15 protein-coding genes are annotated in these 13,151 nt (G+C 59.6%); 10 read left to right on the top strand and 5 right to left on the bottom strand.

What is annotated here, in order from left to right; all coding sequences use genetic code 11:
- The 3 genes from AC1DKV_RS32300 to AC1DKV_RS32290 form a co-directional block, all read right to left on the bottom strand.
- Positions 1-294: dihydroxy-acid dehydratase domain-containing protein (locus AC1DKV_RS32300; RefSeq protein WP_477138917.1), on the bottom strand; the 294-nt coding region annotated here is incomplete at its 3' end.
- Positions 287-1,222, bottom strand: a complete 936-nt coding sequence (locus AC1DKV_RS32295; protein WP_477138916.1) for an NAD(P)-dependent oxidoreductase — start codon at positions 1,220-1,222, stop codon at positions 287-289. The genes AC1DKV_RS32295 and AC1DKV_RS32300, both read right to left, overlap by 8 nt.
- A complete protein-coding gene (locus tag AC1DKV_RS32290; protein WP_441619907.1) occupies positions 1,219-1,602 on the bottom strand; it encodes a VOC family protein in 384 nt (127 codons plus the stop codon). The genes AC1DKV_RS32295 and AC1DKV_RS32290 overlap by 4 nt, the downstream gene beginning before the upstream one ends.
- Positions 1,603-1,737: 135 nt before the next feature.
- On the opposite strand from AC1DKV_RS32290, the gene AC1DKV_RS32285 reads away from it, so the two are divergent.
- The gene (locus AC1DKV_RS32285) at positions 1,738-2,652 is read left to right on the top strand and encodes a LysR family transcriptional regulator (RefSeq protein WP_477138915.1); all 915 of its coding nucleotides are present in this window, start codon (positions 1,738-1,740) and stop codon (positions 2,650-2,652) included.
- Positions 2,653-2,854: 202 nt separating this feature from the next.
- Here AC1DKV_RS32285 and AC1DKV_RS32280 read toward each other — a convergent pair whose 3' ends face one another.
- Together AC1DKV_RS32280 and AC1DKV_RS32275 are read right to left on the bottom strand one after the other, a co-directional pair.
- The gene (locus AC1DKV_RS32280; RefSeq protein ID WP_477138914.1) at positions 2,855-3,529 is read right to left on the bottom strand and encodes an RraA family protein; all 675 of its coding nucleotides are present in this window, start codon (positions 3,527-3,529) and stop codon (positions 2,855-2,857) included.
- Between the two features lie 111 nt (positions 3,530-3,640).
- The gene (locus tag AC1DKV_RS32275; RefSeq protein ID WP_477138913.1) at positions 3,641-4,573 is read right to left on the bottom strand and encodes a LysR family transcriptional regulator; all 933 of its coding nucleotides are present in this window, start codon (positions 4,571-4,573) and stop codon (positions 3,641-3,643) included.
- Between the two features lie 106 nt (positions 4,574-4,679).
- On the opposite strand from AC1DKV_RS32275, the gene AC1DKV_RS32270 reads away from it, so the two are divergent.
- The 9 genes from AC1DKV_RS32270 (at position 4,680) to AC1DKV_RS32230 (ending at position 13,135) form a co-directional block, all read left to right on the top strand.
- Positions 4,680-5,348 carry an RraA family protein gene (locus AC1DKV_RS32270; protein ID WP_441619899.1) on the top strand — a complete coding sequence of 223 codons (669 nt, stop codon included), beginning with the start codon at positions 4,680-4,682 and terminating at the stop codon, positions 5,346-5,348.
- Positions 5,345-6,001, top strand: coding sequence for an RraA family protein (locus AC1DKV_RS32265; RefSeq protein WP_477138912.1), 657 nt, complete (start codon positions 5,345-5,347; stop codon positions 5,999-6,001). Before AC1DKV_RS32270 ends, AC1DKV_RS32265 begins: the two co-directional genes overlap by 4 nt.
- Complete coding sequence (locus AC1DKV_RS32260; protein WP_477138911.1) at positions 6,001-7,215, top strand: pyridoxal phosphate-dependent aminotransferase; 1,215 nt, start codon at positions 6,001-6,003, stop codon at positions 7,213-7,215. The genes AC1DKV_RS32265 and AC1DKV_RS32260 overlap by 1 nt, the downstream gene beginning before the upstream one ends.
- Before the next feature lie 145 nt (positions 7,216-7,360).
- On the top strand, positions 7,361-8,140 hold the full coding sequence (locus AC1DKV_RS32255) for an alpha/beta fold hydrolase (protein ID WP_477138910.1): 780 nt from the start codon (positions 7,361-7,363) through the stop codon (positions 8,138-8,140).
- A gap of 57 nt (positions 8,141-8,197) precedes the next feature.
- Positions 8,198-9,106 carry a LysR family transcriptional regulator gene (locus tag AC1DKV_RS32250; protein ID WP_477138909.1) on the top strand — a complete coding sequence of 303 codons (909 nt, stop codon included), beginning with the start codon at positions 8,198-8,200 and terminating at the stop codon, positions 9,104-9,106.
- A 332-nt stretch (positions 9,107-9,438) separates the two neighbouring features.
- Positions 9,439-10,065, top strand: coding sequence for a hypothetical protein (locus tag AC1DKV_RS32245; RefSeq protein ID WP_477138908.1), 627 nt, complete (start codon positions 9,439-9,441; stop codon positions 10,063-10,065).
- A 65-nt stretch (positions 10,066-10,130) separates the two neighbouring features.
- Positions 10,131-11,390, top strand: coding sequence for an MFS transporter (locus AC1DKV_RS32240; RefSeq protein WP_441620020.1), 1,260 nt, complete (start codon positions 10,131-10,133; stop codon positions 11,388-11,390).
- 63 nt (positions 11,391-11,453) lie between these two features.
- Positions 11,454-12,155, top strand: a complete 702-nt coding sequence (gene pxpB / locus AC1DKV_RS32235; RefSeq protein ID WP_477138907.1) for a 5-oxoprolinase subunit PxpB — start codon at positions 11,454-11,456, stop codon at positions 12,153-12,155.
- Positions 12,152-13,135 (top strand): 5-oxoprolinase subunit C family protein, encoded by a 984-nt coding sequence (locus tag AC1DKV_RS32230; protein WP_441619887.1) that lies wholly within the window; start codon positions 12,152-12,154, stop codon positions 13,133-13,135. The genes pxpB and AC1DKV_RS32230 overlap by 4 nt, the downstream gene beginning before the upstream one ends.
- Positions 13,136-13,151: the final 16 nt, after the last annotated feature.

Below are 13,151 nucleotides of genomic sequence, written 5' to 3'. Positions count from 1 at the left end.
GCGGTAGACCATGCTCGTCGGGTTAAGTAACACTTCGCCCAGAGAAACAGTGGGGAACATGCGCGGAAGGCCGCCCGCGGCCAGCACCCCACGCGAAACCGCTTCCACCAGTTGCGGCATGTAGCGGTGGCAGTTGTTGAAATCGCTAGGGGAAGCTGCGATGCCGATTACGGGTCGCGAGAGCAGCTCTCCAGAAATGCCCATCGAGTGCGCCATCGAGCGGCGCAGGTAACGCGCGAAGTCACGGTCACCGTAGTTCGTCAGTCCATTGTCGAGGCCAAGCGGTTCAGCCATGTTGGTTCTCCATGTGGGGTGCTGCGGCGCCGAACTGCACKGCCAGCATGTCTTCAAAGAATCGGGTCATTGCGCCCTTGTCGCTGGTACCGTGGCCGGCCAGAAGGCTTATTTGATAGGTCGCGGTCGCGGCAGCAAGGACCGGCATGGGGATGCAGTGGCGCGCACCAAGCTCGGCGGCGCTAACCAGGTCCTTGTAGGCGGCCTTGAGCGGATAGCCGTCGCTGAAGTGGCGTGCCAGGATGCGCGGCAGGAAGAATTCCGAGGCGTAGCTGCGCCCCGTGCCGCTGTTGATGACTGATGCAATCTTCTCCGGGTCAAGTCCCATCTTTCGCGACATGGGCAGGATCTCTGCGAGCGCGGCACAGTTGATATCAAACAGCAACTGATTGACGAGTTTCGTCAGCTGTCCGCTGCCTGCGTCACCCATGTACAGAATGTTGTTGCCCATACGTTCGAGCCACGGCCTGACCGTTTCGAATGTCTCTTCGGCGCCGCCGCACATGACAGTCAGCGTTCCTGCTTCCGCGCGCGATTGCATACCCGACACCGGCGCATCCAGKAACGCGATGCCGGCAGCCGAAAGACGAGCATGGATGTCCATCGTGGCACCGTGCTCCATGGTGCTKGTATCGACGACGATAGACCCCGGGCGAAGCAGCGATGCCAAACCGCCCTCGCCGAACAGCACATCGAGTACTGATGCCGTGCCTGGCAGGCTCAGGAACACGATATGCGCGTCGGTCAATCCGGCGAGGTCTTCAGTCGTCGTAGCTCCCGCCGCCCGCAATTCCGGATAGGCGTCTTGCAGCTTCGACGCGACCAGCAGGTCCGTGTCGGCATGAATAAGGTTCAGCGCCATTGGCTTGCCCATCTGGCCAAGGCCAACGAAGCCAACGATAGTGCGGTCGGACTTTGCGCCAGTCATGCGTCGGCCCTCTCGGAGATTTCAATCAAATTGAGGTCGGGGTCGCGCAGGTAGATCGAGCGAATGCGGTAGTTGGCCCCGGTGCGGGCCACTGGCCCTTCGATGATGTGAGCGCCGCGGGCATTCAGTTGCGCGATGACTTCATCCAGCGCAATCGCCGCGATAAAGCAGAGGTCCAGCGCGCCAGGCACGGGAAGATGGGCCTTCGGCTCGAATTCCTTGCCCCTCACATGCAGATTGATTTTCTGCTCGCCGAACTTGAAGGCTTTGCGGCCTTCTCCGAATGTCTCGAGTGTCATTCCCAGCAGGCCAACGTAGAAGTCTACGCATGCCTGCTCGTTGCTCGTGGTCAGTACGAGATGGTCCAAATGGTGAATCACGGGAGTCTCCTTCTTGCAATTCCGCGAATGAAGCGAATGTATGCGCGCTGGGCGATTGGGCGGAATTCCTAATTTCACATGCATCCTTCGCGTTTTGCGAAGGATGCATGTGCGMTTTCYTGCTAGGATGTGTCCATGTCACAGGACTTCATCAACCCCGCCCGCGTCGATTTCGTCACATTGCGTCTCTTCTGCGCCGTAGCTCAGACCGGCAGCATCACGAAGGGGGCTGAGCGGTGCAATTTGGCGCTCTCGGCTGCGAGCCGCCGCATTTCCGATTTCGAAGCGGCGTCCAAGGCCGTTCTCATGGAGAGAACGGTGCACGGGATACGCCTGACGCCGGCCGGACATGTCGCTCTCCAGCATGCGATGCGACTGTTCCAAGGGTTCGAGCTGTTTAGCAATGAGCTAAGCGAATATTCGAGCGGGTCGCGGGGACACGTCCGGCTATGGGCAAACATGTCTGCCTTGGTCGAATTTCTGCCTTCCGCGTTGGAAAGCTTTCTCCATCTCTACCCGGACACCCGCGTCGAKGTGGAAGAGCAGCTTAGTGGAGACATCGTTCGCGCCTTGGTAGAAGGATTGGCCGACGTGGGAATATTCGTCGAKGGCGCGCCGACACACGGGCTGAACGTGCTTCCGTATCGGACGGACCGTCTGGTCGTCCTTTGCTCCAAGACCCACCCCCTGGCAGCAGTCGACAAAGTCGACTTCCGGAGTTGCCTGTCGTATGACTTTGTCGGCCTGAATCGCGGAAGCTCATTGCTGAACACAATTTCCAGCGCCGCCCACGACATCGGCTTCCCTTTGCGGCTGCGAGTCCAGGTGCGCAGCTTCGACGCGATGTCGGAAATGATTGCCTCGAATCTGGGCATTGGTGTACTGCCGCTCGGAGTTTGCTTCCGGAAGCTGGAGCCTATGGGCTTGAAAGCCATTTGGCTCGAGGATGCCTGGGCAGAAAGACGCCTTCTGATCGCCACGAGCGCTGCCCGCGCGCCTTCCGGCTCGGCCGCACTCCTGGTCGAGCATCTAAGCAAGTCGCCAGATTAAGTGCCCCCGCACCTGCCCGGCGCCCCTCTGGTACGGTGGCAAGAGGCCCCCATTGCGAAGCATTTGGGGGCCGACGAACAGGCAACCTAGGGATACTGAAAGCACTGGACAATGAGGCGACGGTCTCCAGGTGCCATGGAAGCGCCCTGATTGTCGAGAGCTCGGGAGGCGAACTGAACAGCTCCMTTTCTTCACCGCTAAATCAGTACAGGCCGTGAGGCTCAAGCACCTTGCGAAGCCACTCCTGCTCCCTCACGCCGCCCGCGATTTCTGCCATGATTTTCCGCTCGTTCTTCGCGGTGAGGGCGACTGCATCCAGCAGAGCGCTTGCCTGAGACACCGGKAATGAGACTACGCCATCCTCATCTCCAACAACGACGTCGCCTGGAGAGACAATCTGGCCCCCAATCGTCACTGGCGCGTTCATGGACCCCGGTCCMATCTTGTAGGGCCCTCGATGGCTGACACCCCTCGCGTAACACGGGAAATCTGCGTCATGGAACGCGGCCGTGTCGCGGATGGCGCCGTCCAGGACAAAGCCGGCGCAGCCCCGCGCCGCCGCGTATTGCATGATGAGCTCGCCCACAAGGGCGTTCGTACAATCACCGCCGCCGTCGACAACCAGAACGTGGCCGGGTTGCAACTCCATCAAGGCCTTGTAAATCAGGAGATTGTCACCCGGTCGAGCCTTTACCGTGATGGCCGTACCGACAAGCTTGCGGCTGCGGTTGTATCGCTTCAGGCCTGTTACGCCGGACAACCGCTGCAGGTTGTCGCTGATGTGCGGCGTGACCACGTTCCGGAAAGCCTCGATAACTTCGGCAGGCGCGAGGTCTGGAACGGGATTGATTACTAGGTTGGACGTTGCCACTGGCATCTCCTGGAAAGGTCGCGGTGATGTGCGAACTCTCCGGCAACGCCTCACTTCTGTAAATTCCAAATACCGGATGGATTCGATACGCTAAACCTATGGTTAGTCTGGTGGCCCCTATCCCGCCTGGCGTGGCTGGATTAACTTCGACGCAGCCACTTTCCCACTCGAAAGGATGTCGATGGCGGCTTCAACGGCAGGGCTMTGCCTGCTCTTCGACCAGGCCATCGCGGTGGTGACGACATTGACGGCCTCCTTTAACGGACGAACAACAACGCTCTCGGGTGCGGCCTTCTTCATAGACGATGGCACGAGCGCAATACCTTGCCCACAGCCAACAAACGCCACCTGAGTAGCAACGGTTCGTACTTCGTGGAGTATGCGCGGCGAAAAACCCGCGGCGCKGCAAGTTGCGATGATACTGTCGAAGTACGTCGGACTGACAGCACGAGAAAAGATGACGAATGGCTCCTCGGAGAGGCTCGCGAGACGAACCCTGGGCAGGTCCGCGAGCCTGTGGGTCTTCGGTAGAGCAACGGCGAGTCGGTCTTGTTTCAGCGGAACGGCGCCAATGGTTGACCCCAAGTCGCCTTCGAGTCGCGCGAAGGCCAAGTCGATGTCGCCCCTCTCCAGCGCTGGCACCGCGTCGACGCTGTCGATCTCCCTGACTGAGACGGTCAACTGAGGAAATCTCTTCCCCAGTGCGTCAATCAAGCCGGGCAACGTATCGACCAGCGCCGACGAGATCGCGCCAATCGTTAGCACACCCGTGCTGCCGGCAATTGCTTCCTGCACTGCGAGTTCGAGACGGTCCAGTTGCTCTGCGAACTTGCGTACCGCGGGGAGGATTGCCGCCCCAACCGGAGTCAGGGACGCTCCCTTCCTGCCGCGCTCGAAGAGCTTCACTTTAAGCGCCTGTTCCAACACCTGAATCTGCTCCGTCAGCGGCGGCTGGGACATTCCAAGCCGCTTCGCGGCACGCCCGAAATTCCCTTCTTCAGCCACCGCGAGGAACAGATAGAGATGCCGGACAAGCCTGAAGTTAATCATGACGATTGATAGGTTTGGCGTATCGAAAGGTTACTGGATTCGGAATTTACATTCACAACTCTAGCGCCGACAGTATGAACATGGCAACCCCACACACCCTCTCCTCATGAGTACACCTTCACTGCTGGACCGCCTGGCATCGCTCGACACCAATACGGTTTCGGACGCCCTCGACTTCCTCAATCTCCCTGGTGCAACCTTTGGCATTCGCCCGCTTTGGGACTGCCCCAAGATTGTGGGTCGCGCGAGCACCATACAACTTGGCCCCAAGACCGATGCAAAACCGACCGCGCATCTCATCACGCCGGTAGTCGCCCAGATTCAGACTGATGATCGCATTCTGGTAATCGCCGGCGGCATCGATGGCATCTCTTGCTGGGGTGACATCCTCGCCAACGCCGCGGCAGCAAAGCGGGTGCGAGGCTCCGTTATCGACGGCGTGAGCCGCGATATCGAAGGCAGCGAATCCATCGGGTATCCCGTGTTCGGCCGCGGCGTCACGATGATCAGCGCCCGAAACCGCGTGGTGCAGGTCGACGCCGGCAAGCCCGTCGAGTTTGCGGGTGTGGTCGTCAACGAGGACGACTATGTCATCGCAGACCGTTGCGGCACCGTCTTCGTCCCCGCGAGCCGAATTGAGGAAGTGCTCGACCTGGGAGAGCGTATCGCGCGTCGCCAGGACGGCATGGTGCAGGCAGTGCGCGCTGGACGCTCCGTCGAAGAAGTCATGCACGACAAGGAATTCGAAGCCATCAACAGCAAGGAGGCAAAATGACTGACAAGGATCTGGTATCCCTTTTCGAGGGCCTGGACACCCCTGGCGTGTCMGATGCGATGGACCGGCTTGGTCTGCCCGGTCAGTGCCTGGATATTGCGCCGCTGGACAACTACCGCAAGCCTGTGGTCGGCCCGGCTTTCACGGTCAAGTACGTGTCCGCCAGTACCCCTCCCGGCACCGTCGGCGACTTCATTGACGATGTGAACCCCGGCGACGTCATTGTCATCGACAATGACGGCCGCACAGACTGCACAGTCTGGGGCGACATCATGACGCAGTACGCGGGGGCACGCGGCATCGCCGGGACGGTGATTGACGGTGTCTGTCGAGACGTGACGAAAGCTCTCGGCGACGGCTACCCGCTCTTTACGCGCGGCCGGTTCATGCGCACCGGCAAGGACCGCGTGCAGGTCGATTCCGTGAACACACCGATTTCGGTGGGCACTGCCCGCGTCTGCGCTCGCGATATCGTTGTAGCGGATGCCAACGGCGTCGTCGTCATTCCGCGTKAGCGCGCCAAGGAAGTCGCGGAACTAGCACGCAAGATTGAAGATGTGGAATCGCAGATTCGCGAGCACATTGCCAACGGCAAGACACTGGGTGAAGCGCGCGAAGCCCTTGGCTACCATACCTTGCAGAGGAAGGCGTGATGGCAGCCGAACAGCAGCGTTTGAACGTCAATCTTGCCAACGCCCAGCCGTCGGCCACCTACCGCATGATGGACCGCGTCGCAGCAAAGCGCGCGACCKGTGCAAAGATTATTTCCCTGTGTGCGGGAGAGCCCGATTTCGACACGCCGGGTCACATTTGTGAGGCGGCCATCGGCGCCATTCGCAGCGGCCATACTCGCTACACTCAGGTCGCGGGACTGCGCGCCTTGCGGGAAGCCATCGCCGAGAAGTTCAAACGCGAGAACKGCCTCGATACAAGCTGGCAGGACACCATCGTCTGCTCGGGCGGCAAGCAGGTCATCTATAACGCCCTGGCCGCCACGTTGAACACCGGCGACGAGGTCATCGTCCCTGCGCCCTATTGGGTGAGCTATCCCGAGATGGTTCAGCTGTGTGGGGCCACGCCGGTGGTCGTACAGTGTGGCGCCGAGGTAGGCTTCAAGCTGACGCCTGCCGCGTTGGGCAAAGCCATCACGCCGCGCACTCGTTGGCTGATTCTCAATTCCCCATCGAACCCGACCGGTGCCGTCTACTCGCAAGCAGAGTTGGCAGGGCTGGCCGAAGTACTGCTGGCCCATCCCCACGTGCTCATACTGTCGGATGACATCTACGAGCATCTCACCTTCGATGGCGCGCAGTTCCATACCATGGCTCAGGTGGAACCGCGCCTCAAGGACAGKACGCTGACCATGAACGGCGTCTCCAAAGCCTATGCCATGACCGGCTGGCGCATCGGCTTTGGCACCGGGCCGGCCTGGCTGCTCGAGGCGATGGAGAAGCTGCAAGGACAGCAAACCTCTGGCGCCTCCTCAATCTCGCAGCATGCTGCTCTCGCCGCGTTGCAAGGCCCTCAGGATTTCATCTGCGACTCGAAGGCCGTATTTCAGGCGCGGCGAGACATGATGGTGCACCTGCTGAACAATACGCCGGGACTGAGTTGTGCCGTACCGGGCGGCGCATTCTATGCGTTTGCCTCGTGTGAAGGGCTGCTCCGCAAGACCACGCCCGCAGGCACGCTGCTTCGCACAGACGAGGATGTTGCGCTTGCACTGCTTGAGGAAGCGAACGTCGCCGTGGTACACGGCTCCGCATTCGGGCTCGGTCCATACATCCGCATCGCATACGCGCTGGACAACGATTCGCTGCGTAAGGCCTGCGAAGCCATTCGTCGGTTCTGCCTGTCTCTTGAGTGAGATTGGAAGTAGGGTCGGCAACATCACTGGCCCTACGTCGCGACACAACAATATGGCGCCACGGTCGATTGACACTTGTGGAATTCAGGATAACAGCATCCCAATGATAACGACGAACAGAAACACCCGGAAGGAAACTGTATCGATGGAGGTCGACGGCGTGGCGCTTAAAATCGCTGCCATCAGTCGTCCGGGTGAGCGCGCGCCTATCGTGTTCTTGCACGGGTTCGGGTCCACGAAGGAAGACTACGCAGACATCTCCATCAATCGTGCATTCGGTGGCCGTCCCTTCCTTGCCTATGATGCACCTGGCTGTGGAGAGACTGCCTGTGGCGACCTTCGCAAGGTGTGTATTCCCTTCCTGGTCGAGACGGCCAAAGCGATGCTCGCCCATGCAGGCATCGACCGCTTTCATTTGGTCGGGCACTCCATGGGTGKACTCACAGCGCTGATGCTTGCGCATGAGTTGCGCGACCGAGTATTGAGCTTTGTGGACATCGAGGGCAACGTCGCACCGGAAGACTGCTTCCTGAGCAGGCAGATTGTGGACTTCCCCGCCGATGACACTCAAGCGTTCTTCAACGACTTCATCGAACGAAACTGGCACTCCTCGCAGTACTCTTCGCCGCTTTACGCCGCAAGTCTGCGTCACAAGGTCCGTGCGCAGGCGGTGTCCGGCATCTTCACGTCGATGGTGCACCTGTCGGACCATGGCGACCTCATGGGCAAGTTCTTGTCGTTACCTTTCCCGAGGATGTTCATGTACGGTGAACAGAATAGTTATCTGACGTACTTGCCGCTCCTGGCCAAGTCCGGCGTMGAACTCGCGGAAATCAGCGATTGTGGCCACTTTCCGATGTACTCCAATCCGGTGGAKATGTGGCGACGCATCGATGCGTTCGTAACAAGTGCTGAGCGCCGCTGACGTCGCCGTAGCGCCGGAAGGTAGTTGCAGCGGCATGAAACCGGGCCTTGTACTCACATGAACACTCGCTTTCTTGAGAGCTTCATCCTTGTCGTGCAGTTAGGTAGCTTTCGCGCCGCTGCCGAAAAGCTCCACATCACCCAGGCCACGATTTCCAATCGTATTGCATCACTGGAGGAAGAAATCGGCGCCCGGGTTTTTTCCCGAGATGCGGGGGACTTGCGCCTGACGCCGGTAGGCATGCGGCTGATACCGCTTGGCGAGCGGGTTCTCGAGATGCAGAAGTACATCATGCAGCTCGGACAGTCGGACCAGAACGTGCTCGGCAGTGTTCGCATCGGTGCAATTGATACCGTGGTCCACACTTGGCTCGTGGGCTTCATCGAGCATCTCCAGTCATCCTATCCGGGAATTGAAGTCCAGCTGAGTTCTGAGTCCACCGACCGACTGAACAAGAGTCTTCGCGACGGGGATGTCGATATTGCCCTCCAGACCGACCAGCTGGCCGGAGATGGTGTCGTTAGCACGACCTGCCTCCCAATGCGGATGGGATGGGTTGGGCCTGGCAATAAAGGCGAGCGCAAGGTAGCCGTCCGGGAGCTGCTTACCCAACCAGTGGTCACAATGAGCCGTGGCTCTCAGCCTTACCTTGTGCTTAGGGACGTGTATCGGCGCGCTGGTGTGCCAATGGGAAAGGTGCATTGCGTTAATTCGATAGCTGCGCTTGCTCGACTGGTGCGATGCGGTTTTGGAAACGCATTAATACCACTGCCGCCGGTACGCGAGGAGGTTGTCAGGGGTGAGCTGCGGATTATCGAAACTGACATGCCGCTCCCGCCTCAGGGCCTGATTGTCAGCTATCTGGAAAGCCGCGAATCCGACGCCATCAAACTTGTCGCCGAATTGGCTTGYCAKGAAGCAGACCGATTTATGCGCTCAATGCCCGCATCATTCTCGCCGCATTGATGCGGACTCACCGATCCGCACGCAGCATTTCTTGGTTCCGGGAGCACCTTGAGCCCCTCCCAGGGATTACCCTAGCCCCCATATTCCGAATAAACCGAAGTCTTCCATGGCCAGATGAATAGGGATTACCCTCGCCACAAAAGCTCCAGAAGGCACTTGATGCACCAGAAATGCCCCATTTTCGATCGCCCTGGTGCACCAACCCTTAAGGGTCGAAAGAAAGTCTATTAGGTAGTCGAAAAAATTCCCGTTTGTGCCTCACTACGTCGTCTTAGTAGCATTCAAATTACCAAAACGAGMGAGGTGGGGAAATGACAGAGAATAGACTTGGCATGCTTTTTGTMGCATCGGATATTCGCCCTGAAGATGAAATAGATTTCAACGCCTGGTATGACCGGGAACATATTGAAGAGCKGGTCCGGATGGAAGGAGTTATCTCGGCGGCTCGTTATATTGCGGTAACTGGTCGTCCGAAATATCTGGGCCTGTATTGGGCGGAATCGATTTCAGTATTTTCTTCACCGGCATATTCCCATGCCTTCAAGAACCAGACTCCCTGGTCCATGAAGGTACTGCCGAAAATGCTCCTCCCAACGCGCCGGATTGGCGACGTTTCCGCAGACGTCGGTCAAGGCAGTGGAGGTTGGGTCGCAGTGCTCCCGCTGAATGCCGCCACTCCTGACGTGGAAGGGAATTGCAAGAACGTGGGGGCCCTACTTGCGGAAGACAATGCGTTCGTCCGCTCATACCTCATCAGCCCGAATGACGAGCTCAGCCGCCCGCTCCCCCTTGAGGACCTTGCCACGCGCAAGATGCGTCCGCTCTACATCATCGAAAGCAGCAACTCCGCTTCGAACGAAGCTGCCTTGCGCCATGCCATCGAAGCCCTTCCCTGTTCGCCGGCCGATGCAGCCCGCTATCAGCTGACGTGGAAGCTGTCTCGCGAGGAGTTGAAGTAATGGACAACACAACGATTTTTTCGCCAACAGGCGAGTTGGCCAATGTCGCGGCTCCGCGTCAAAAGATGCGGCGCCTCGCTGCCGCGAGTTCAATTGGTACGACGCTGGAATGGTACGACTTCACGGTCTACAACCTCATGGCGGCGCTCGTCTTCAACAGCGTGTTCTTTCCGTCGGTGGACCCGTTGTCTGGAACCATCCTGGCCTTCTCGACCTACGCCGTCGGATACCTGTCACGGCCTTTCGGCGGCATTGTCTTCGGCCACCTCGGTGACAAGCTCGGGCGACGCTTCGTCCTGGTCGCCACGTTGGTGCTGATGGGTGCGTCGACTGGCCTCATGGGTATGTTGCCCACCTATGAAGTCTGGGGAATCTGGAGTCCCATCCTGCTGGTCGCGCTTCGTTTCCTCCAGGGCGTCTCGATTGGAGGTGAATGGGCGGGTGCCGTGCTGCTTTCGATGGAGCATGGCAGCCAGGAACAACGTGGGCGCAATGCATCTTTCGCCCAGGTTGGACCTGCCTGTGGCACGTTGCTAGGTGCGGGCTTCATTACCTTCTTCACCTACTTCCTCCCCACCGAAGCGTTCCACGCGTGGGGCTGGCGGATTCCTTTCCTTTCAAGTGTATTTCTCGTTGCATTTGGTCTGTGGCTGCGCCGCGGCGTGGACGAGACGCCGATGTTCGAGCAGCTCGAGCGGGGCCATAGCAAAGCCAAGATGCCGCTGAAGGAAGTACTCCACAGCTACTGGCGGCGTCTGCTGATTGCGGGTGCCGTGAGAATCGGCTCCGACATTGTCTACGGCCTGCTCGTGGTTTTCACGCTCACTTACGTGACGACAGTGCTCAAGCTGCCTCGCTCTCTGGCGCTGACCGCAACCATGCTCGGCGCTGCTCTCCATGCAGTTTCGGTGCCACTCTTCGGCGCGCTCAGCGACAAGCTCGGCCGGAGATTTGTGTATGGCGCGGGCACCGTGTTGTCGATTGGCTGGGCGTTTGCATACTTTGCGCTGATGAACACCCTCGACCCGGTGAACATCTGTATCGCCGTCGTAGTCGGCATGTTGTTCCAGGCCATGATGTACGGCCCACAAGCTGCCTTTGTGACGGAACAGTTCCCGACGCGTGTCCGGTATGCGGGAGCATCGCTTGCAGCGACGCTGGGCGGCATCATCGGCGGGGGATTTGCGCCCCTCGTCTTCGCCAGCCTCTACAAGACATATCAGTCGTCCACCCCCCTCTCGCTCTACATCGGAGCTGGCCTGCTGGTCACTTTGGCCAGCCTGCTCGCAGCCAAGGAAACGGCTCACAAGCCGCTGGAACACTGACCAGTCCCGGCCGCTGCGTCATTGCGCGGCCGGACCCCGACTCGCAACCGGCATCTTTCAAGCATGACGCTCACACTGGAACTGGCAGCGCCCGACAACACCATCGCTGCCCACATTCACGCCGCGGGCTCCGGCGCGCTCTTGCTCGACGCTTCCACAGGCGCTTTCGACAACGACATCCAGTCATTCCTGCTTTCACTGGCCAGCAAGTTGCGTCAGCGCTTAGGGAAGGCTACGCCGCATGAGGTGATACTCGGCATCAACAACCTCCTCCTGACATTCGACCCCCTCCAGCTTCACCCTCGTAAAGCGCAGGCGCTGATGCGCCAGCTATKGGAGTCCGCAACGCCGTCGCACCGCTGCGGCAGGCATTTCGACATCCCCGTCACCTACGGCGGCGAGTATGGCGAGGACTTGAAGAACCTCGCAGAAGGCGCGGCACTCACCATAGACGAGTATGTCCTTCGGCATAGCTCAGGGGTCTACACCGTTGCGTGCGTTGGCTCAATGCCCGGATTCGCGTACATGACGGGACTTCCGGAAGCGCTTTCAGTGCCTCGCCGAAGCACGCCACGCATGAAGGTCCGGAAGGGCTCGGTGATTGTGGGCGGCAGCCAGGCCGGCGTCATGCCATGCACAGCGCCGTCAGGCTGGCATCTCGTCGGCATGACCGACCGGGAGATGTTTGACGCAACCAAGGACAGTCCGTGCTTGCTCGCGCCCGGGGACACGGTCAGATTCAGCATCAAGGAGATTGTGGCGTGATAGAGATTCTCTCGAACGGTGCGCCAAACGTAGTGCAGGACCTCGGACGCTACGGATGCATGCGTTACGGCGTCAGCCGCAGCGGCGCCATGGACCCTTTCGCCCTGTCAATCGGTAACGCGCTGGTAGGAAATGACCGTGGGGAAGCGGGCATCGAAATCAACCTGTTCCCATTTCGCGTCAAGTTCCACGAGGACACACGTTTTGCCGTGACAGGCGCAGACGCCAAGGCAAGCCTGGACGAACACCGCCTCGCGCCCTGGTGGGGCCGTACTGCTTCGGCGGGGCAGACCCTTGTCATCGAGCGCCCGCGGCGCGGGGCCCGAGCCTACTTGACCATTGGTGGCGGCATCGACGTCAAACCAATCATGGGCTCGAAGTCGACCGACCTGAAAGGCACCTTCGGTGGTGCCTCGGGTCGCGGCTTGATGCGTGGGGACCGCCTGGCGGTCGGCAATGAGCTATCGGCTTCGGACCGTCCCTGGAAGGTCGGGCTCGGCGTGGTTCCTGAGGGCTTGCTCGATTATTGGGATGAATTGAGCACGAACTGCATCACCGTCCGTGTACTGCCTGCTGCGGAGTTCGAGCGATTCACGCCCGAGTCGCAGACGGCCTTCTTGCAAGATGTGTTCAAGGTGACGCCAGACGCAAATCGCGTTGGATATCGACTCAACGGACCGGTGCTGAACCAATCGCAGCACGTCGAACTGCTCTCTCACGGCATCGTCGCAGGAACCATTCAGGTCCCCCCGTCGGGTCAAGCCATCGTCCAGCTTGCAGAAGCTAATACGTGCGGCGGCTACCCGAAGATTGCCACTGTGATTGAAGCCGACTTGTGGAAGCTCTCGCAAGCTCCTATCGGTTGCGGAATTCGATTCGGGCTCACCGACATTGATACTGCGATAGCCGCACTTCAAACGAGACGCGACGAAGAACTACGCATCAGGGACACCCTGGCAATGATGTCCGGGCGCGCCTAGCCAGCCGCCTCCCAAA

The sequence above is a fragment of the Cupriavidus sp. 05T41 genome, assembly GCF_056396525.1.
Note: the sequence above shows the minus strand (reverse complement) of the source record. Positions and strands in the feature narration are given on the sequence as shown.

Excerpts from the sequence above, each read along its gene's own strand:
- AC1DKV_RS32270 (WP_441619899.1), top strand. The coding sequence starts at position 4,680 with ATGAGTACACCTTCACTGCTGGACCGCCTGGCATCGCTCGACACCAAT.
- AC1DKV_RS32240 (WP_441620020.1), top strand. The coding sequence starts at position 10,131 with ATGCGGCGCCTCGCTGCCGCGAGTTCAATTGGTACGACGCTGGAATGG.